The organism is Porphyromonas sp. oral taxon 275 (genome assembly GCF_018127745.1).
Taxonomy (GTDB): Bacteria; Bacteroidota; Bacteroidia; order Bacteroidales; family Porphyromonadaceae; genus Porphyromonas.
The window spans coordinates 1,952,906-1,973,172 of the sequence record NZ_CP072333.1; the positions used below are offsets into that span (position 1 = coordinate 1,952,906).

General features: G+C 63.3%; 18 protein-coding genes. 9 read left to right on the forward strand and 9 right to left on the reverse strand.

All coding sequences use genetic code 11. From position 1 onward, the window contains the following. The first annotated feature begins 104 nt into the window (after positions 1-104). Genes J4862_RS07865 through J4862_RS07905 form a run of 9 tightly spaced genes read left to right on the forward strand, consistent with a single transcriptional unit; the run spans position 105 to position 12,979 of the window. Positions 105-1,295 (forward strand): hypothetical protein, encoded by a 1,191-nt coding sequence (locus J4862_RS07865; protein ID WP_211788554.1) that lies wholly within the window; start codon positions 105-107, stop codon positions 1,293-1,295. Beyond that, a complete protein-coding gene (locus J4862_RS07870) occupies positions 1,292-1,879 on the forward strand; it encodes a hypothetical protein (protein WP_211788555.1) in 588 nt (195 codons plus the stop codon). The genes J4862_RS07865 and J4862_RS07870 overlap by 4 nt, the downstream gene beginning before the upstream one ends. Before the next feature lie 5 nt (positions 1,880-1,884). After that, on the forward strand, positions 1,885-4,521 hold the full coding sequence (locus J4862_RS07875; protein WP_211788556.1) for a TonB-dependent hemoglobin/transferrin/lactoferrin family receptor: 2,637 nt from the start codon (positions 1,885-1,887) through the stop codon (positions 4,519-4,521). A 15-nt stretch (positions 4,522-4,536) separates the two neighbouring features. Next, positions 4,537-6,303, forward strand: a complete 1,767-nt coding sequence (locus J4862_RS07880; RefSeq protein WP_211788557.1) for a hypothetical protein — start codon at positions 4,537-4,539, stop codon at positions 6,301-6,303. A 9-nt stretch (positions 6,304-6,312) separates the two neighbouring features. Then, positions 6,313-7,731: a hypothetical protein gene (locus J4862_RS07885; protein ID WP_211788558.1), complete on the forward strand. Its 1,419-nt coding sequence runs from the start codon at positions 6,313-6,315 to the stop codon at positions 7,729-7,731. Next, a complete protein-coding gene (locus J4862_RS07890; RefSeq protein WP_211788559.1) occupies positions 7,728-8,765 on the forward strand; it encodes a hypothetical protein in 1,038 nt (345 codons plus the stop codon). Before J4862_RS07885 ends, J4862_RS07890 begins: the two co-directional genes overlap by 4 nt. Positions 8,766-8,783: 18 nt before the next feature. Next, a complete protein-coding gene (locus J4862_RS07895; RefSeq protein WP_211788560.1) occupies positions 8,784-10,628 on the forward strand; it encodes a BACON domain-containing protein in 1,845 nt (614 codons plus the stop codon). A 32-nt stretch (positions 10,629-10,660) separates the two neighbouring features. Then, the gene (locus tag J4862_RS07900) at positions 10,661-12,502 is read left to right on the forward strand and encodes an Ig-like domain-containing protein (RefSeq protein WP_211788561.1); all 1,842 of its coding nucleotides are present in this window, start codon (positions 10,661-10,663) and stop codon (positions 12,500-12,502) included. Positions 12,503-12,505: 3 nt separating this feature from the next. Next, complete coding sequence (locus tag J4862_RS07905) at positions 12,506-12,979, forward strand: hypothetical protein (RefSeq protein ID WP_211788562.1); 474 nt, start codon at positions 12,506-12,508, stop codon at positions 12,977-12,979. 513 nt (positions 12,980-13,492) lie between these two features. Here the strand turns inward: J4862_RS07905 and J4862_RS07910 are convergent. From J4862_RS07910 to J4862_RS07950, 9 genes are all read right to left on the reverse strand, one after another. Beyond that, the gene (locus J4862_RS07910) at positions 13,493-13,951 is read right to left on the reverse strand and encodes a hypothetical protein (protein WP_211788563.1); all 459 of its coding nucleotides are present in this window, start codon (positions 13,949-13,951) and stop codon (positions 13,493-13,495) included. Between the two features lie 45 nt (positions 13,952-13,996). Further along, entirely contained in the window at positions 13,997-14,800 is an 804-nt protein-coding gene (locus J4862_RS07915) for a UDP-2,3-diacylglucosamine diphosphatase (protein ID WP_211788564.1), read from the reverse strand. 10 nt (positions 14,801-14,810) lie between these two features. Continuing rightward, positions 14,811-15,134: a metal-sulfur cluster assembly factor gene (locus J4862_RS07920; protein ID WP_211788565.1), complete on the reverse strand. Its 324-nt coding sequence runs from the start codon at positions 15,132-15,134 to the stop codon at positions 14,811-14,813. 55 nt (positions 15,135-15,189) lie between these two features. Next, positions 15,190-16,809, reverse strand: coding sequence for an ABC transporter ATP-binding protein (locus J4862_RS07925; protein ID WP_211788566.1), 1,620 nt, complete (start codon positions 16,807-16,809; stop codon positions 15,190-15,192). Next, positions 16,803-17,936 (reverse strand): nucleotidyltransferase family protein, encoded by a 1,134-nt coding sequence (locus J4862_RS07930; protein WP_211788567.1) that lies wholly within the window; start codon positions 17,934-17,936, stop codon positions 16,803-16,805. The genes J4862_RS07925 and J4862_RS07930 overlap by 7 nt, the downstream gene beginning before the upstream one ends. Before the next feature lie 64 nt (positions 17,937-18,000). After that, positions 18,001-18,267 (reverse strand): PqqD family protein, encoded by a 267-nt coding sequence (locus J4862_RS07935; RefSeq protein ID WP_249107418.1) that lies wholly within the window; start codon positions 18,265-18,267, stop codon positions 18,001-18,003. Between the two features lie 37 nt (positions 18,268-18,304). Further along, entirely contained in the window at positions 18,305-18,736 is a 432-nt protein-coding gene (locus J4862_RS07940) for an RNA-binding S4 domain-containing protein (RefSeq protein ID WP_211788568.1), read from the reverse strand. A 98-nt stretch (positions 18,737-18,834) separates the two neighbouring features. After that, positions 18,835-19,221: a DUF2147 domain-containing protein gene (locus J4862_RS07945; RefSeq protein WP_249107419.1), complete on the reverse strand. Its 387-nt coding sequence runs from the start codon at positions 19,219-19,221 to the stop codon at positions 18,835-18,837. A gap of 56 nt (positions 19,222-19,277) precedes the next feature. Then, complete coding sequence (locus J4862_RS07950) at positions 19,278-20,264, reverse strand: HNH endonuclease (protein ID WP_211788570.1); 987 nt, start codon at positions 20,262-20,264, stop codon at positions 19,278-19,280. Positions 20,265-20,267 lie beyond the last annotated feature (3 nt).

Here is a 20,267-nt window from a genome sequence, read left to right on the forward strand (position 1 = left end):
ATATAGGGACACGCGCGCGGAGATTTACCTAAGACTATGGAGGGCGGAGGGAAGTGAATTCCCCTACCTTTGCGGCGCACGCAATTTTATTGACGCAGCCCCGTATGAAACATCTATTTTCCCTCCTCGGGCTCGGTCTCCTGCTCGGCCTCTCGGCCTGCAGCGAGCGCGGCGAGGACCCCACACGTGCCGCAGAGGAGCTCAGCCAAAGCCAGCGCCGCAATCTCCTGGAGCGCATGGATCAGCTCCTGGACGAGGTCTGGGAGGCGCCCGAGGCCGTGGCGCGCCAGACGCAGCAGCTCTTCCCCGCTGGAGCACACAGCCTCCTCGCGGAGGACGAGGAGCTACGCAGCACTTGGAGCTACCTGCGCAAGGCCCAGCTCCTCAGCCAGCGCGTACGCCAGATCCAGGCCGAGTGCCGTACTACGCGCTACGACCGCTACCAGTCGATGATCATCCTCTCGGGCAGCTACAGCAAGCCCAGCATCGAGCAGGTCGCCACCGACCCCAGCCTGCTGCTTTTCCGCCGCGCCCAGCTGGAGGCTCAGCTCCGCACCTTCCTCCAGCAGGAGGCCCCGAGCTACAAGCGCCGCTCCCCCCAGCGCGAGGCCGCCCTAGAGCGTGCCGTACAGCAGCGGGGGCTGGCGGTGCTGGATAGCACACTGGCCACCTACCCCGAGTTCACAGGGCGCGAGGCCGAGCTGGAGGGTAGTCGCTGGCAGCAGCAGGGCTTCCGCCGCGGGGCCCTACTCCCAGGCTCCTACAGCAGCTATGAGTGGCTCACCACCGAGCCGCTGGGCAATAGCCTCAGCTTCGGCGCGGGACACGCCCTCAGCCTCGACTACCTACAGACACCCAAGATCTACGGCAACTTCCCCTACGGCTACGACGCAGCGCGTATCTTCGACGACTACGACTCGCGCGGCACGGGCGAGGGCGGTAGCATCTACGGGCGCGGCGAGGACTGGGACAGCAGCCGCCCACAGCGCTACTACTTCGGCAAGCGCTACCTGACGCTCGTGCTGCCGATGACGCGTGCGCTGGCCTCGAGCTTCGGCCCCTATACCGTCGTCTGGACGATGCGCTACCAGGGGGAGGCCTACAAGGCGAAGCAGATGCTAGAGCCCGAGTACGACACGTCGAAGCGTACCGAGGCCGCAGCCGATCCCTACCTCTACATCAGTATCTATGACTCGGAGCGCCACTACGGGACGCTGTTGGTCGGCCGCGCCGTACAGCGCGACTGGCACGGCCCCGTGCGCCTGCTCAAGTCCCAAGCCAAGGCACAGCGATGACCCACCACCCTACTCCTTATATATATAGCCGCGCGGGACGGCTGCTCCTAGTGCTGGGGCTGGCCGCTGGGCTCGCGGGCTGCTTCGAGCGCGAGCTGGAGCGCGAGGACAACTATCAGAACGTCAAGCAGGCGCCCAGCATCGCCGACAACGAGGTGCTGCGCTTCCGCAGCTTCAAGATCGAGGGGCACGACCGCTTCCTCATCTTCGGTACGAGCAATGAGGTGAGCCTCGAGGGCTCGGCACAGCTGCCCTGCCTCTTGTCGGTAGACGGGCGCAACCACGCCGCCACGATCGATCTAGCGGGCAGCATCTACAGCTATACGAGCCGCAGGGACAGCCTGCACTTCGACGGGGCGCTCCTACGCACCAGTGCCCTCCCCGAGCCTGTGGTCGTCGGCGTCACCTGCCGCCTACGCCGCGAGGAGATCGAGGGTGCTCGCGACCGCTATACGCTCCGACTGCAGGGGCTCAGCCTCCCCTCGGGCGCCCAGCTGACGGTCGAGCAGCGCGCCCCCTGGCAGGGGCATGAGCTCGGCTTCAGTCTCGAGCAAGTCTTTGACCTCACCTATTACCGTAGCTAGAGCCCATGACGAGACGACTACTCCTGCCGCTACTTAGCCTCAGCCTCCTCTCGCTCGCCTCAGAGCTCCATGCCGAGAGCAGCGATAGCCTGCAGCGCCGCCCCGTGCTCATCCGTCGGGCGGTAAAGAAGCAGACGCCCACCGAGCCCCTCAAGAAAGAGCCGCTCAAGAAGGAAGCGCAGCAGCATACCCCCGCCCGGAAGGACGCCACCCCCAGCAGTCCCAGCAGCCCAAGCCCTGCCCCCAGCGCTACGGCACAGACGCCGAGCAGCACGGACAGCGTGCGCCGCACCATCCAGCTGCGCAAGGTCTACATCGACGACCGCCTGCGCCCCAAGAAGATCCGCAAGAAGGACATCGGCCGCGAGGAGCTCACCGAGCGCGACATCGCCCGCCAGTTCATCCTCCAGACCAAGGACTTCGTCCGCTACCTCCCAGGCATCGGCCTCAGCGAGTCCGTCTCCCGCTATGGGAACAAGGGCTTCGCGATCCGCGGCGTGGACGAGAACCGCGTATCCATCTCCGTGGACGGACTGCCACAGCCTGAGACGGAGACCAACGTCGTCTTCAGCTCCTACGGACTGATCAACTCGGCCCGCCCGCAGTTCGAGACTGAGTTCATCAAGAAGGTGGACATCAAGAAGGGCGCCTCCTCCTTCGAGCACGGCACGGGGGCGCTGGGCGGAGCGGTGAACTTCGAGACCAAGGAAGCCCGTAGCATGATCAGCCCAGGCCGCTCCCTCGGCCTGCAGGCCAAGGTCGGCGGGGATAACATGGCCCAGGGGCGCGTCTACTCCGTCGGCGGGGCCGCCGTCCTCGGCGGGCTGGAGGCCATGGCGCTCTACGCCCACCGCACGGGAGGCGAGACGCGCAACTTCGGCTCAGGGCCGCTCGTGCGCAGCATCTTCGCCACACGCCCCGACCCGCTGAGCTACCGCCAGCAGTCCTTCCTCGGCAAGCTGGCCTACCGCCTCGGCGAGCACAAGCTGACGGCCTCCTACTACACGCAGAATAAGGTCACCGACACCGAGGTCTGGTCACTGGAGCCCGCCTACGTGCTGACCTCCCAGCACGAGCCCTACTACTACGGGCACGACCAGGTACTCTCGCGCCGCTGGGACCTCAACTACCGCTACACGCCCCTCGAGTCCAGCTGGCTCAATGAGGTCAACGTCTACGCCAATACGCAGACCAGCTACCTCGACGCCGACACGCGCAGCTCGCTCTACCGCCCCGAGATCAGCTCCTTCCGCCCGAACTATCTCTTCGCCGGTAGCCGACGCCTCCTGAAGGGGATGAGCTTCGGCGACCAAGCCCTCTCGCTGAAGGCCACGACCAAGCCCCTCAACTTCGGTGCCCTCGGCTACCACTTCTTCACCCTGCAGACCAGCTACCTGCACCACCACACTGAGGACAAGAACGTAGACATCTCGCGCAGCATCAATACCTACAGCGAGGGCCTACGCTACAAGGGGCGCACCTATACCTTCGGCGAGGAGCTCCCCCCGAGCAGCTACGTCTACTCCTTCCAGCGCCCAGCTAACCGAGACAACTTCTCCCTCCTCGTGAGCGACCGCATCTCTCGTGGGCGGCTACGCCTGGAGCTGGGGCTGCGCTACGACTTCTTCCACTCCGAGACGCTGGACTGGAAGGGCGACAACGACTTCAACTACCTGGGCTACCTCATCGGCAACCTTAAGACGGCGGGGATGGACTTCGACCGCGCCAGCATCCGTGAGTGGGGGCTGACGCCTATGGCCATCGTCAGCTATGATGTGGCGCCTGAGCTCTCCGTGGGCTACAAGTTCTCCACGGGCTACCGCGTGCCGACCTCGCAGGAGCGCTTCTTCCAGTACGTCAGCCTCTCGCCTGCCTTCTTCGTCCTGTCCAATCCGCAGCTGCGACGCGAGCAGAGCTTCAACCACGAGTGGCACGTCGGCACGGCCCAGCCCAAGGCCTTCGCCTACGACCTCAGCTTCTACTACAATACCTATAGGGACTATATCGAGCCGCTCTACGGCGTGCAGAAGGTCTTCCTCGACGGGCAGAATAGAGACGTAGCCTACTCGATCAATGAGAATAAGAAGCGCGCCTGGCTCTGGGGGATCGACTTCAGCAGCAGCGTCTACCTCGAGGAGCTGCTGCCCCAGCTGCGCCGCTACGGCTCACTGGCGCTGAGCAGCTCGCTGAGCTACTCGGTGGGACGCTTCAGCGACGGCACCTCGATGATGGCCATCCAGCCGCTCAAGGCTGTGGCGGGCCTGGACTTCGACCTGCCGAAGGAAAAGGGCGGGCTGAGCCTCAGGGTGAACTTCCTCAAGGCCAAGGACGTCGACCAGACGCGCTTCGTCGGGAGCTTCTACGGCGACGAGCAGATCCAGCAGTTCCCCTACTACCTGATGCAGAACCACGTGACGGTGGACCTCTTCGCCTACGCCCAGCTGAGCCGCTGGCTGACGCTGCGCGCCTCGGTGATGAACCTCACCAACGCCCGCTACTGGCTGTGGGATGACCTCCGACAGATCATCAGCCCCGTGATGCTGGTGCACCACGCCGACTTCTTCCGTGGCGGGCTGGAGCGCCTCGTCCGCTTCTCCCAGCCCAAGCGCTATGTCAACCTAGCGCTCGAATTCAAGCTCTAAGTCCGCATCCATCCTATGACACCCCGCATATCCCTCCCCTCCGCCACGGCGCTGCGTCGGGCACTCCTACCTCTGGCGCTCACGCTGGGGCTCCTCGCCTCCTGCCAGCGGGTCTACGAGCCCCTGACGCGGCAGCAGCCCGACGAACCACCCGCCCAGGGGCTGGAGCTGAGCCAGGCCCAGCTACAGCAGCACATCAGCGACTATCTGAAGGGGCTACAGTTCGCCCTAGCACGGCAGGAGCTGGAGCTCATCACCGACCGCCACACCCAGGACTCGCTGCGCAGCGTACTGGAGCGTGCTGAGGCCTTCGCCGACGCGCACCTCATCTACGCTATCGACGAGCAGCAGCGCAAGACCTACCTCGGCGGCAAGGAGCGCATCAACTACTACCTCCAGCACGGGCACCTCTCCTCGATGGAGGACCCCACAGCGCTGAACTTCGTCATGGCCGGCCGCGACAGCCAGCAGGACTTCAGCTCGGGCATTGCCCTTCCCGAGACGATGACGCAGCTCTACAACCTCGCCCGCTACAGCACCCTCACCGAGCTGCACCTCACGGCAGGCTCGCTGGAGCGCCTTGACCTCAGAGGCCTCTCACAGCTACGCAGCCTCGAGCTACGTCACGCCAAGGACGGGCTCGAGGTCGACCTCAGCGAGTCGCCCCACCTCCAGGAGCTGCGGCTGAAGAATACCCCCAACCTACGCCTACGCCTTGCCCCCCAGGCGCGTCCCCGCATCATCGTCCAGGGCGGCTACTACAGCTCCCTCTCGGGGCTGCAGGTCGAGCAAGCCTCCAGCCTTATCCTCGAGGGCATACGCCTGAGGGATGTAGAGCTGCTGGGCAAGGTCAGCCCCCAGCTCCGACGCCTCGACATTACGATCGAGGATGGGGACCAGCGCGGCGCCGACGGTATCCTCTACCACCCGCTGCGCTTCGACAAGGCCTTCGTCACGAAGCTCAGCGAGCAGCTCCCCCAGCTGGAGCAGCTCAACATCCTCGTCACGGCACGCGAGTCGCTGGAGCGGGCCTCGCTGCAGGAGCTCCGCCTACCCGCCCTCAGACGCCTCAGCCTGCAGCTTCGTCCCAAGACGACCTACACGCCCGAGAAGGACTGGGGCAAGCGCTTCGCCCTCAGCCTCCCCCACTGCCCCCAGCTCGAGGAGCTGACCCTCGGCGCCCTCTACTATAAGGAGGTAGACCTCTCAGGACTCAGGGAGCAGACGCAGCCGCGGCTAAAGAGCCTTCTTTGCTACGGCGCCCTCTCCAGCCTCCGCACCCCGAGCCTTGGGCACCGCTACGACCTGCGCCTGCACCTCGACCACGTGGACGAGCTCCAGGTGCCCGAGGCAGGACGCCTCCAGGCAGAGCTAGCACTCTACAACTATACTAGCCGCAACCAGGACGGCAGCCCCGCCGCCAGCTACGAGCACGGACTGCTGCCGCTGGATGGACAGCAGCTCTTCCGCGACTTCCGCAGCGTCGTCGGCTACGTGCTGCCCCTCGTCCCGAGCCGCTACCAGCCACGTGGCGATGAGTCAGTGCTGCGCTTCTCGGGCTCGGTGTGGGACTTCAGCGGCAGCCAGTGGCAGGGCTTCAAGGGGCTCATCTCCACACGCGCCGTCAGCTCCTACAACGCCCTGCCGCTGGACTACCTCGACTTCGGGAAGCTCAGTGCCAGCTGCTTCGTAGAGAAGAGCATCACCGTGCGCCCGGGCTGCATCGTCAAGAACGTGCCCGAGGGGATACGTGTCGTCGAGGAAGAGATCAAGAACTATTAAGGCAGCTATATGATACGACACAGCTATATCGCTAGCCTCGCCCTAGCGCTGGCAGGCCTCACGGCGGGCTGCAGCGAGCAGCCCCGCACGACGGGGAGCACGACGCCCTCCGCCAGCATGACGTCAACCACCACCCCCGCGCTGGGACGGGATCGCTACGTGCTGATGACCTACATCCCGCAGGTCGTGCCCGCAGGGCCGCTGAAGGGGCGCACCAGCTACACCAGCTATATCTCCTACAGCGATACCCTCCCCCAGGGGCAGGCGCTTAACAACATCCTCCAGGACAATACCCTCATCGGGCGCTATGGCGCTGGGGGCGGAGGGCTGCTGGAGGGTGGCGGACGGCTCTACCGCTTCGCCAACAATGCCAACCAGCAGACGCAGACCGAGCTGATGACCAATACGCCCGTACGCCTGCTGCTCTCCTCCAAGGGCGGTGTCATAGAGCAGCGCGCCTACCTCGAGGATCGCCGCACGGGCTTCAGCCAGGCGCCGAAGAACTTCGTCGTCGGGCCCGACCGCGGCTTCCTCGTGATGCCACCCGCTCGGGACGAGAGCTACAGCATACAGCTCTTCGATCCCGAGAGCTTCGCCCCGCTGCTCGAGCAGATCCTCGTCAACAATGCCGACCGCGAGCAGATGCGTCAGTTCGTTCTCGAGAAGACACCCTCGCTGAAGGGGCAGACGCTGCCGCTGGTCGTCCTCGGGCAGCAGCTGATGGTGCTGCATGGCGGGGCGCTCATCATGGACCTCAGCCTACAGACCGCACAGGGTAATAGGATCTCGCGCGACAGCTACCTCGTAGCCTACGAGGCCAAGTCAGGCGGGCGCCTGCTGAGCCTCTCCTATCTGCCCAATACGGGGCGCCTCGGCTCAGCCTCCGAGCTCCTGCAGTACAGCCACGACGAGCGGGGCGACCTCTACCTCATGACGCAGGGCGGTGACCCCCAGGGCTTCTACCAGAATGCCCTCATCTACCGCATCCGCAAGGGCGCCACCGAGGTAGACCCCACCTGGAGCTACAGCATCGCCGAGCTCGTCAGCGACCGCCCCGCACGCTTCCATGGGATCCTCGCCCGCGGGGGCAAGCTGCTGACGCTGGTCAATGTCTCGGCCCTCACGGAGAGCAGCGCCCTCGTGCCACCCAACCTCTGGCAGTACTACCTCATCGACATCGCTAGACGCAGCGCCCAGCCCCTCCCAGGCCTACAGCCCTGCTCAGCTCCGCTGCTGGGCGTCAACCTCGGCATCGCCCTCGGCGATGAGCTCTACCTGCGCTACGTCCGTACGGGCAGCGACGCCCCCTACAACGGCTACTACAGCTACGAGCCCAAGAGCGGTAGGCTGCGTCCCGCCTTCTCTGTCTCCCTGCAGAGCGGCTACGTGGCCGACCTCAAGCACATCACCCTACCCGCCGACCGATGAAGACCCAGCTATATATCTGCCTGCTCTCGCTCCTGATGCTCCTTGGCCTCGGGGGCTGCACCAACGACCTGCCGATGAAGGGCGACGAGCAGAGCCGCATCGAGTTCCCCGCCTCGCTGACCCTAGAGAAGATCATCGGGGTGACCTGGCGTGTCGATGCCCAGCGCCTGAGGGTGCTGCTGCCCACACGCCTCGACCAGCTCTCCGCCACGGCTCGCCCTATCCTCAGCGTCAGCGGCGGCTACCTGCACTCCCTGCAGCTCTCCAAGACGGGGCAGGTCTACGCCACCTACACCATCCCCGAGCTAGGCAATACGATCTTCTACTACACGGGCTCGTGGCGCCTGGACAAGGACCAGCCCGAGGAACTGCTGCTACGCTTCGGCTCGCCCGTCGGGGGCGACCTGAGCTGCAGAATGAAGGTACGCCGCTTCCACCTGCTGGACAACATGCTCCACATGGAGGCCTTCTTCGTCAACTCAGAGTACAGCTTCTCCGCCGAGCTCATCGGTAAGGGAGCACAGGAGAACTACTGGAGCCGCGAGACCGACGTCATCGACCCCAGCTGGAGCGCACGCAACCCGCTGAGCACCGAGCCTCTCGAGGCGAAGGCCCTCGAGGGCAGCTATCGCGTCAATAGCGAGGACTGGAAGCGCGTCACGCTGATGGATGATGCCGTGCGCAACCTCTATCCCCTCTTGATGAGCTACCGCCTGCAGCTGCGTCCCAATGGCGAGGTTATCCTCTCGGCGCTGCCTGTGCCGCGCTTCGGCGTCAATCAGTTCCGCGGCCGCTGGCGTGTCGCTGGCTCCCGCGCCCTGCTGCACTTCGACCTCTTCCCCTTCTTCGGGGACAATAAGGCCTACCCCGGCGTCTTCGAGAGCGACTATATCTTCCCCATCATCACCAGCTACGCGCGCCAGCAGGTAGACCTCTACCTCGAGCTAGTACGTAGCGAGGAGGGCAAGCTCCTGGTGCGCCTCACCGAGCCTGGGGTCTGCTCCGTCTACCTCACCATGCACCGCACGGCCTAGCCCCCCATACCGATCATCATGAGTATCCACCTCTATAGACTCAGTCTCCTGCTCACCCTCGGCCTCGGCGCCTGCCAGCAGAAGGATGAAGCCCCTCGCCTGAGCCTCGCCTCCTCCCTCACCGAGGCGCCCATCACCGCCCGCAGCGAGGGTGACACGCTGCGCATCCCCTTCACCAGCTCCATCGACGACGCTCGCCTGCAGGTAGCCGAGCAGGCCGACTGGATCGAGACCAAGCTCCAGCAGGGCATGCTCCTCGTCTACGTGGCGCGCAATGCCACAGCCGCCCCACGCCAGACGGAGCTCCTCCTGCAGATCATCGAGCGCGGCGAGCGCAAGGCAGGCCAGCGCCTGCGCATCCAGCAGAGCTCCACAGAGCAGCTCGCGGCCGACCGCTACCTCTTCCCCTACGTCACGGCCTTCGACTACCCCGTCAGCACCTTCTATGAGAACCGCAGCGACGTCTACACGCTGCTCGCCCCTCAGGGAGGCGGCACGCTGCGGGAACCGCTGGTGCTGCGCTGTAGCTTCGACGCGCGGACGCTCGAGCAGCGCTATGAGTGGCAGGGCGGTGCCGAGGGCTGGCTAAGGACGGCCAAGATCGTCCCCCACGAGCTCGGCTGGGGGATCGAGCTCGAAGCCGATCCCCTACCCAAGGGGCTCGCCCAGCGCAAGGCCCTCCTGCACCTCTCCGACCCGCTGCACCCCTCCCTCTCCATCAGCTACCGCATCCTCCAGCTCGGCGCCAGCGTCCAGCTCGAGGCCACGCGCCAGCAGCTGCCCCTCCTCACCCCAGGACAGACGGAGCTACGGATCCCCTTCACCAGCAGCCTCCCACTGGAGGAGCTGGAGCTGACGACCTATGTCGTGACGCGCACCCATCAGGGGCTAGGCAAGAGCGTCGAGGAGACGCAGCGCCAGAGCGCCCAGATGCTCCAGTCCGCCTTCTGGCAGTACAGCATCAAGCCCGAGGACTTCCAGATGGAGCGCCCCGAGCTGCAGCAGTATTTCCAGCTCGTGCGCACAGCAGGCGGCCTAGCCATCCAGGGACGCCCCACGAGCAATGTCAACCACCTCGGCAATAGCCTGGCGGATATGGATGACGCCATCTACGCCTTCTGCATCACGAATAAGCGGAACGAGCAGCGGGCGTGGTTCTTCCGTCAGGTGCCCTTCTTCCCCACCAGCAGCTATATCAAGAGCCGCACGGGCAGCAAGTCCGAGACACTACGCATCGATCAGGAGGCGGGTACGCTCGAGCTCACGCTGCAGCTCAACGGCCGAGGCAATAGCCTCAGCTGGAGTACCCCCTCAGGCGTCAGCATCCCCTCCGACGACTGGCAGACGGGGCTCCCCGAGGGTGCCGAGCTCAGCTACCCCGACCTGCTGACCGTGCGCGGCATCAGCTTCCCAGCGAACGCCTCTCGCCGCGAGCGCCGATTCACCATCACCGTCGGCTACAATGATCAAGGGAAGAGCAGCTCCGAGGCTGCCAAGCCCGTGAGCTTCCACTGCGTCCAGGCACCCTTCACGGGTAGCTACACGCTGACGACGGACGAGTCCCGCAGCCTACGCTTCGCCGCCGCGCCCGAGTACTATGAGAAGTACGTCGTGGCCACCGTCGCCCTGACGACCAACCTCTCCCCCGAGCTCATCCGCATCGAGCGACCCGCCACCCGCTCGGGCTGGCTACTGGCCCAGCTCAAGACCGACCCCACGACGGGGCTGGTCAGCTCCATCGCCTTCTACGCCGAGCCCAACGAGACGGGCAGCCCCCGCAGCACCTCGCTACGCCTCGTACCCCCCTCGGGCGAAGGGCTGCAGCCGCTCAGCTTCACCTTCACTCAGGCCGCAGGCCAGTAGTCTACGCGCCCTAGCCCATCGACCCCACGCTTATGTCCCTACTCCATAGACTCGGCGCCCTCGCTACGGCGCTCCTCGCCCTAGCCTCCTGCTCGGCCGAGGATCCCATCGTCCAGCAGCTCTCGATCGCCCCGCTGGCCTCGGACACACTCTACACGGGCCGCAGCTACCAGCTGGAGGTACGCACCACCCCCGAGGTAGATGCCCCACGCCTCAGCTGGAGCGTCTCCGATGCCAGCCTCGCCTCCATCCAGTACGGCGGGCTCTTGAAGCCGCTCGCCAGCGGCGAAGTCACCGTCTACGTCACCAGCCTCAATTCGGGTGGGCAGCGCGTCCGCAGCAGCCGTCGCTTCCTGCTTCTCTCCTCAGGCGTCTACCTTCGGGACAAGAGCCTTACGCTCAACCCGCTGGAGCGCTACACCCTCGGCACCCAGTATCTCCCTGCCGACTACCGCCCCAGCGAACCCGTCCACTGGAGTAGCAGTGCCCCCGACATCGTCCGCGTGGACCAGTCTGGGCAGGTGGAGGCCCTCCAGGAGGGTGAGGCCGTAGTACGTGTACGCCTCGGCGATCCCCTCTCCAGCACCTTCTCCGAGGACTCGGTGAGCATCACCGTCAGCCACCACGAGGCCCCGAGCTTCACCTACCGTGAGGGCATCCTCGAGCTGACGCAGCGCGTGCCAGGACTGCTCCCGCAGGTGGCGAAGGATATCCCCTTCTTCACCAAGATCATCGTCCACGGCCCCGTCAACGGCAGCGACCTACTCTTCTTCGTCGAGCAGCGGGACAAGATCGCCACGCTGGACCTCGGCGATGCACAGCTCTCGCCTGGAGGGCGCGGCATCACCCGTCGCCGTCGGTGGAACGAGACCAAGGACCCCGAGCCGATACGTGTCACCGAGGGGCGCCTCCCCGATGAGTTCGCCACTGGGCTACAGATCAAGCGCCTGACGCTCCCGCTGGGGATACAGAACGAGCTGAACTTCAACCCCGGCTACAGCTACGAGCTTCTGCGCTGCCCCGAGGGCTACAGCAGCCTCAGCCTCGGCACCCTCTCCGTCCAGAGCCTCGAGCTGCCGAGCTCGCTGCGGCAGTTCTACTGCGGACAGAGCCTCCTGCCGATCGACGAGAAGGAAGGCAGCGAGGAGCGCGAGCTGCCGAGCATCACGAAGGAGCTAAGCCTCCCCGAAGGCCTCGAGGAGCTACGTCTGCTGGCTAAGCTCTCTGCCCCGCTCAGCCTCCCCCGTGGGCTCCGCGCCGTGACGCTACAGGGTAGCTACAGCGATGTGCGCTTTGCACCCACGACGCAGCTGCGTAGCCTCGACCACCGCTTCAGCCTCCTCAGCCCAGCGCACAAGCCCAGCTATGGCCGTGCCAGCTTCGGCACGCTGAGCCTTCCCGAGGGTCTAGAGCGCCTAGCCCCCTATGCTCTCTCCGCCTCGGTATGGCATAGCTACACCGCCAGCGGCACGATCCAGCCCGAGCAGGGCTGTGCCCTCCAGGTGCTCCGCCTCCCCTCCACGCTGCGACATATCGACCGCGCGGCCCTCTTCGCCCTACAGCTCAAGGGACCCTTGACCCTCCCTGAGGGATTGCTTAGCCTCGGCGACCAAGCCCTCTACGCTGCGGCCATCACCGAGATCACGCTCCCCTCGACGCTCCAGAGCATCGGACAGCAGGCACTGGCGCAGTGTAAGGCGCTCGAGCTGGTACGCTGTCTGGCGAAGACTCCCCCCAGCCTCGGCGCGGCGGCCTTCTTCCGCCCCACGCAGAGCGAACGTATCGCCCGCCTCCTCGTCCCCCGAGGTACGAAGCAGGCCTACACCCAGGCGGGCTACGGCAGCTACTTCTTCCAGATCGACGAACTCCCCTAGCCCATGCCCCACACGATGCACCTTAGCGCGCTTTCGAAGCGCCTTCCTAGGCTCCGCCTCCTTATAGCGAGCCTCCTTGCCCTCCTCTTCCTCGCAGCCTGCAAGGGACAGGAGACGCCCGAAGCCCCCTCGAATAGCCTCGTCGGCAGCTACTGGACGGAGGGTACGGGGACGATGACACTGGACTTCCACAGTGCCGACCGCCTGCGCTTCGTCCTCTATACGGGCAGCACCCTACACCCAACCCTCACCTACGAACTCAGCTATCGTGTCGAGGGGACGAAGCTCCTCATCGACGACTACGCGCAGGACACGCCCTTCGGCGAAGCGGTCATTGTGCGTGGCTTCGTAGGGCAGCTGGAGGGGCAGCGCCTACGTACGGACTTCACCACGACCTCAGTGGAGCTGGATGCCGCGACGCTGATGCCGCGCTTCCGCCCTCAGACGCTCCGCGGCTATCTCTTCTACCGCCGCTAGCGCCGCCCCTACCTACGACAGCGCCCCGCCGCCTAGTCTCTCTCGAGACCAGGCGGCGGGGCGCTTTTTCTTTTCCCCTCAGCCAGCTGCAGCCCTCCTCCTGAGCCAGCCCGAAGTAAAGGGCTGTAAGTTCTTTTTAATTGAATAGAATTAAAAAGGATCAGGCAGTATGGAGGCTCGGAGGAGGCTTGGGGGAAGGGCAGAAGCAGCAGGTGGAGCGGCGGGACTTGGCGGCGGGGGACGGGAGGGATAGCAGTCAGGGGGCTGACTGACGGCAGTCAGCGCGCTGAGGGGTGTCAGTCAGTGCCGTGAGGGATAGGGGGCAGCAAGCTACAGGAATAGTCCCATCTTGAATGAGGCTAAAAGGGTGGGAACTTAGTACAAAGTAAGACTAAAGGCGAAGCGGAAAAGGAAGCCCCCACACAGAGGGCTCGCGAAGGGTGCGAGCGGCTCTATGTGGGGGCTGTGCGGCGGGGGGAGGCTTAGCCTCGGAGGGAGCTTGGGCGAGCGGGCTTACTTGGCTTGGTTCACTTCCTTAGCCGTACCGACGAGGACGAGCGGGGTACGGTCTCCGCTCTTGGCCTTGGCTGGGTCAAGGATGCTTGCCATCACGGTGCCTTCCTTGAGGTCCACGATCTGCGTCACCGCCGTACCATCCGCCTCCTGCCAGGTGACGAAGAAGCGATCTCCGCCCAGCGCCTCATAGGACGGGATCTCGCGGTCCTGCCTCGTCAGCTGCCCTTCGGGGGTCATCGTGCGCCAATAGACAGAATCAGAGTCATAGCGTACCTCGGCCTTCATCGTGCCGTAGTCGAGGAGGAGCGTCTTGCCGATGAGCACTTGGCGCCCCTCGAGGCTGTCGGTGCTGGCGATGGAGTCGGACGCTAGGGAGTTCGTCTGTCCCTGCTGGCTGCAGCCTAGTGAGAGGAGGCTAAGCACGAGGAGGGAGGAGCATAGGAGTATGCGCTTCATGCCTTGGGGTATATATAGGAGTAATGCGGAGGCAGTAGGAGGAGCTTAGTCCTCGACCTCCCACTGATCGAGGTAGAGGACGCTGCCGTCCCAGACCGCGTACGAATTGTAGCGCAGCCAATCCCCAAGGATGAGCACGCGCCGATCGCCGCGGAGGGCGAGGTCCACCAAGAGATGACGGTGGCCGAAGAGGTAATAGTCGATCTCGGGATGCTTGGCAGCGTAGTCCTTCGTCCAGCGAATGAGCGTCTCCTGCTCGAGGTCGAAGTACTCATTGTGGTAGGCGTGCGGGACTTCGCCGAGGGTCGCCCGCTTGAGGCCCTTGCGTCGGCTGCGCAGCGAGCAGCTGAGGGCAAAGCCTACCGTCCAGCGGGGATGTACGGCGCCGTAGAGGAGCTGTGCCAGTGGATTGCGGAAGAGGCGGTAGAGGAAGGCGCTCGTCCAGCCTTCGCTCTGCGACTCCTCGTCGCCATGCGCCAGGCGGAAGCGCTTGCCATCCAGCACGCACTCCAGCGCGTGGTGATGCACCTGGGCGCCAAGCTCCTGCTGTACATAGTCCCTGAACCACACATCGTGATTGCCCGCGAAGAAGTGGATATCCACCCCGCGATCGCTCATCAGGGCCACCTGCCCGAGGAAGCGCACATAGCCTCGAGGGACAACCGCGCGGTACTCGAACCAGTAGTCGAACATGTCCCCGAGGAAGTACACCGCCCGTGCCTCAGGCTCGATGTGCTGCAGCCAGCGCACCAGCCGCTGCTCCACGGCGAGCGGATCCTGATGGTAGCCCGAGCCGAGGTGGGCATCGCTGGTGAAGAAGACCTTGGTACGTGCTGTCTGTGTCATCATAACCTGATCCCTAGAGGAAGCCCAGCTCCAGCATGGCCTCCTCGCTCATCATCTCCTTGGACCACTCGGGCTCGAAGGTAAGCTGAATCTCTACCCCAGTGACGCCCGCGACGTCCTCGATCTTCATGCGTACATCCTCGAGGATGAAGTCGGCGGCAGGGCAGTTGGGGGCTGTAAGGGTCATGGTGATGATGACGAACTTCTCGTCCGTCAGCTCGACACAGTAGATGAGCCCTAGGTCGTAGACGTTCACGGGAATCTCGGGGTCGTAGACCGTGCGGAGCGCGGCGACGATGTCCTCCTCTATGCGTAGGTATTCGTTGTCCTCTGACATATATCTTAGTTAGGTTCTAGAAAGTGATGCGTGCGTGCCTGCAGCGGGGGATCCGCTAGGCAGGGCGTAGCTCGACGACCTGATCACAGGCAGCCGCCACACGCGGATGATGGGTGATGAAGATCACGAGGCGATCCTGCACCGAGCGTCTCAGCTGCTCGAGGAAGCGTGCCTCCGTATCCTCATCCAGTGCCGAGGTGGCCTCGTCCAGCAGCAGGATACGCCCAGGACGCAGCAGCGCTCGGGCGATGGCGATACGCTGCGCTTGGCCCTCGGAGAGCCCTAGGCCACGCTCGCCGATCAGCGTGTCGAGCCCCTCGGGGAGGCTACGCACGAAGTCTGCGACGGCTAGGTCCAGCGCTTGCCATAGGCGCTCGTCGCTGGCCTCATCGTCCCCAATGAGGAGGTTCTCTCGTATGGTGCCACTCATCAGGCTACCGCCCTGAGGGACGTAGACGAAGTTGGATCGTGTGCGCTCGGCTATGGGATAGCTTCGCCCTCCAGCACGCAGCTCCAGGCTCCCTTCGGTAGGGCTGACGAGGCCAAGCAGTAGGCGCAGCAGGGTGGTCTTGCCCGTGCCCGTGCGACCCATCAGGGCGATCATCTGACCGCTGCGGGCCTCGAGGTCGAAGTCCCGGTAGACCCAGGGCTCCTCGGCACTGTAGCGGAAGCTCAGCCCCTCGACGCGCAGCTCCAGCTCGCCACTGAGGCGCAGCTCACGCTGCATGTCCTCGGTCTTCAGCGCGAGGATTTGCCCGAGGCGATCGAGGCTAGAGCGGGCATTGACCAGCGTAGGCAGGAGGCCCAGGAGCGTATTCAGCGGCCCCTGGATGCGCCCTACCAGCTGGAGGAAGGAGGTCATCATCCCGAAGGTCACCGTGCTATAGAAGATACCCCGTACGCTCCATAGGAAGGCCGTGATGTAGCCCGCAGAGAAGGCGCTTTGGATGAAGAGGCTGGTGAAGACGGAGACAAAGGTCTGGCGGCGTACGGCCTGCATGTAGCGGCCTTGCTTGAGGCCTAGCTCCACGAGGCTGGACTCCTGGCGCTCGAAGGTACGCAGGAGGGTCTGGTTGGTCAGGCGCTCCTGGATGTGGGCAGTGATCTGGCTCTCGGCGGCCTTCATCTCATCCGTATAGCGGCGCATACGGCGGTAGTAGAGGCGGCTGAAGAGCAGCACGAGCGGCATCCCTAGGCCAAGGATAAGTGCAAGGCTTGGGCTGAAGTAGTAGAGGAGCAGCAAGGCACCCAAGAGCTGGATGCTCGCTGTGATGGCTGTGGGGAGGGAGGAGACGAAGAAGCCCACCAGGGCATCTGTGTCGCGCAGCATACGGACGATGACGTCGCCGCTATGGAGCTCGGAGAGCTGCTGCCAGCGCGTATAGAGCAGATGGCGGAAGACCTTACGCTGCAGGGCGATGCTCATACGAGCCCCCGTGTAGCCCGTCAGGCGTACTGAGGCGACCTTGCAGACGACCTGCAGGGCAAGACTTAGGACCAGAAGGGTGATGTCGCGGGTGAGGGTGGCCGACTGATGCAGTACGGCCTGGTCGATGACCTCCTTGGACAGATAGACAAAGGCAAGGGCGAAGCCTACCCCCAGTATCCCCAGGAGGATGATCACGAGGATGCTCCAGCGATGACCGCGGAGGAGGAAGCGCAGCAGCTCTACCATCCTCGGGGGCGCAGATGGAGCATCACGTGCCCCAGGACACTGCCCCAGATGATGCGGGAGGCGTGATGCGGTGTAATGGCATAGAGGCGACGCGAGCGGCGTGCCTTGAAGGTCAGCTTGCGCCAGTTGGATACCCAGACGTTGGAGGCGGGCTCGGGGCGCTGGCCGAAGCCGAAGTTCCCCCCACGCAGCACATCCTGCAGGACATCCTCGCTATGCGGGTCGTCCTCCTCAAGGAGCGGGAAGGGGAAGAGCTCGGGGGCTGCTCCCAGGTGACGGATCGCCGCCTGGGCAAAGAGCTGCATCGGGTAGAGGATATCCAGCTGCTGCGCCATCTCGGTGAAGCGGCTATTATCCAGCTCGGGGCGGTGTGCCTCCAGGTAGAGCAACCAGTCGCAGTACTGCCTGAAGCCTACCCCCCAGTGCAACCAATGGAAGAAGATATGGATGAAGATGTAGAGGGCATTGATATCAGCGGGGAGCGTGTCTACCTCGACACCCTCGCCCAGCGACACGCGCTCTAGGCGTCCCTCACGGATCGCCGCCTGCACGAGCTGCTCGAAGTAGGCGTTGTGGCGCTTGAGGTCAAAGAAGACAGCCCGCGCATGGTTCTCCACCAGCGTGCTCCGATAGCTGAAGGCCGTGTGCCCACGGCGCGCCTCCGACTCGACATGCAGGTGGTAGCCCTCCTGCATGAGGAAGACATTAGCCCACAGGTAGTCAGTCTCGCTGTAGTACAGCAGGTCCAGATCGCCGCCTGCCCGCAGCTCGGGCTTCGGGTAGTACTGGCTGATGCCTAAGCCCTTGAGCAGGACGAAGGGCAGCTCTACCTCCTCGAGCTTGGTCATCAGATCCTTGAGCCCAGCCAGCAGACGGCGGTTGCCCTCCTTCGTCATCTCTACCTCGGTGAAGATCTTGAGGTAGAGCTGACGCGGGGGGAGTGCCTCCTTAGGCAACTTGAGGATCGTATCCCCGACGAAGCCCGCCACGGCGTGTGCTCGCGCCAGATGACGTATGCGCCGCCAGACGGCCTCCTTCAGCCCCAGGAAGGGCGTAGGATCAGGCTGCTCGCCGCGCATCGCTATGCGTAGGAGCAGAAGGAAGAGCCGATCAGCCTGGGTCAGCATCGCCGTATGGTGGGGGCTGTGGGTGATGAAGTCAGTAAGGGTTTGGGGAGCCCTCGGAGAGCCCTTAGTCGAGGACCTTGACCTCGTGCAGCTCGGTAATGAGGCGCGCCACATCGGCGGCAGCCGTCTCAGCATCGACGTCGTAGCGCTCCATCAGGAGCTCTACCCAGTCCTCAGCCTCGAAGGGCTCCTGCCCTACACTCTCGAGGAGGTAGGCAGCCGTATCGTTGAGGCTCACAGCCTGGGTGTAGTCCAGGCTCGACCCAGAGCCTACGATCATGATGTACTCGTCAGCGATGTGACGAATGGAGATAGAGTCTTTGATCTTCATACGCTGTTTGCTTATGGGTGTACTCTCTTAGGTTCGGCTAGTGTAGCTCCTCATCCCAGTCCTCGTCCCAATCGAAGAGGTCCATACCCTCGGGGAGATCGTCGGCGAACTGGTCGAGGTCGCGACGGTCCTTCTTGGTCGGACGGCCGAGCCCCTTAGCTCGGTCGACAAAGCCTGAGACCCGCTGCAGCTCCAGTAGCTCGTACTGCTCGCGGGGGGTGACGTTCTCCAGGTACTGGGGCACGAGCTTGGCACCGACGCGGCTACCGATGAGCTCCAGCACTCGGAAGGAGTAGGTCACAGGAGGCTTGCGGACGGAGACGATCGCGCCACGCTGTAGCATGCGCGCAGGCTTGACTGTGGCCCCGTCGATCGCTACGCGCCCCTTGCGGCAGGCGTCGGTAGCGATGGAGCGTGTCTTGAAGACGCGCACCGCCCAGAGCCACTTATCGATACGTACCTCGTCCATCTAGTGATCCTATATACTTATGCAAAAGTAAGCATTTATCTGCAAGAGACGTTAAAGAGTGTCTTTTCGCACTGCGAAGCGCACCCGTCTGAGGGCTGCTAGCGCTGGCGCGTCCAGAGGGTCGTACGTCCGAAAAGGGACGCCCCGATGAAGCCGCGTACCTTAAGGTTGCCGTCCGCCTGGCGCGTGGCCTTGCAGCTGTAGGTCTTGCCGCTCTCGGGGTCATAGATCTTACCGCCCTTGTAGTCAGCGCCTTCGTCATGCTGCAGATCGCGGAGGATGACCTTGCCGACGAGCTTCTTCTCGGCCTCGGCCTTGTCGGGGTTCTTGCTGTCGAGGACATCGCCGCGGCGTGTCCAGACGAGGGTACCGATGTAGCGCGTGCCCTGCTTGGAGACGACGATCTTGGCCTTGCCGCCCTCGGTCATATAGGTACCGAGGATGGCATCTGCGGGCTGCTGGGCTGCGAGGCCGAGTGCTGCCAAAAAGAAGAGGCCGCTTAATAAGGTTACCCTAGTCCACTCCATCAATAATATAGGTATTAATGTTTAAGGATATTATCTCTATGATATGCCATATATTCTTGTCGACCTTCGATGGGGAGGTTGGGATAACTCTTCCCTGAGGCCAACCCTAGCAAGCTAAATGTTCGAGGAGACAAGAAGGGCGAAAGTATAGACTGTTTATCATCCGTAAATGACAGATAACCCTGATCAAATAGGCGATCAATTGTAGGCGTAAGCATCAACCCATTTTTGGGGTCCAAGCGTTCTCGATCGGAAGATACAGCCCATGGTTTAATATGACTTGCGATCAGCAGTCGATCGTCGGAGACTAGGGTTACAGGACAAAAAGGGCATTCTTCAAGCAATCGACTACGATATGTTCCTTGCCCCTGCCGTGAACGAACAATCTGCTGACGCTCTGTAGCGGGGATATCCAGCTGCAATACTTGTTGCTCTTGTTGCTCTACAATTGCCGGATGAATTTCATCCCCTAAGAAACTCGCAAATAGGCGGAAATAGTACGACAAGCGCCCGCCCTCATCAACGAGCTTAAGGATACTCACATAGGTCACATTAGGTAGAGATAGCTCTCTTATAAGGTTGTAGGCTGATCCTTTCCGAGTCTCAGAGGAGACATAGAGTCTCGGCCCTACAATCTGAGTTTGACTTTGCAGTGAAAACTCAATCCGATCAGGGTAAAGCTCCACAACCTTACGTCTATTTCGCCACAGCTCAGGCAGGGTCTCTTTTGCCTGATAGTTCTGCTCCGGATAAAGATACTCAGCATGCACTTGGTCTAGGTAACGCAAAAGATCATTCTTGAGTAAGAAGCATTGACACGCAAAAGGCTCTTTTCCCCAAAACTGAAGATTACTGTCCGTACGCTGGCCCACATATAGTTTTGCTTCCCCATTACCTGAGCCGAGTTTATTTGCTCGAACGACAAAACTATCTGCGATCGTCAGCTTTTCTCGAACATCGACAATCTTATAGCTATCTCCTGCCAAAATAATGTTATCCATAAT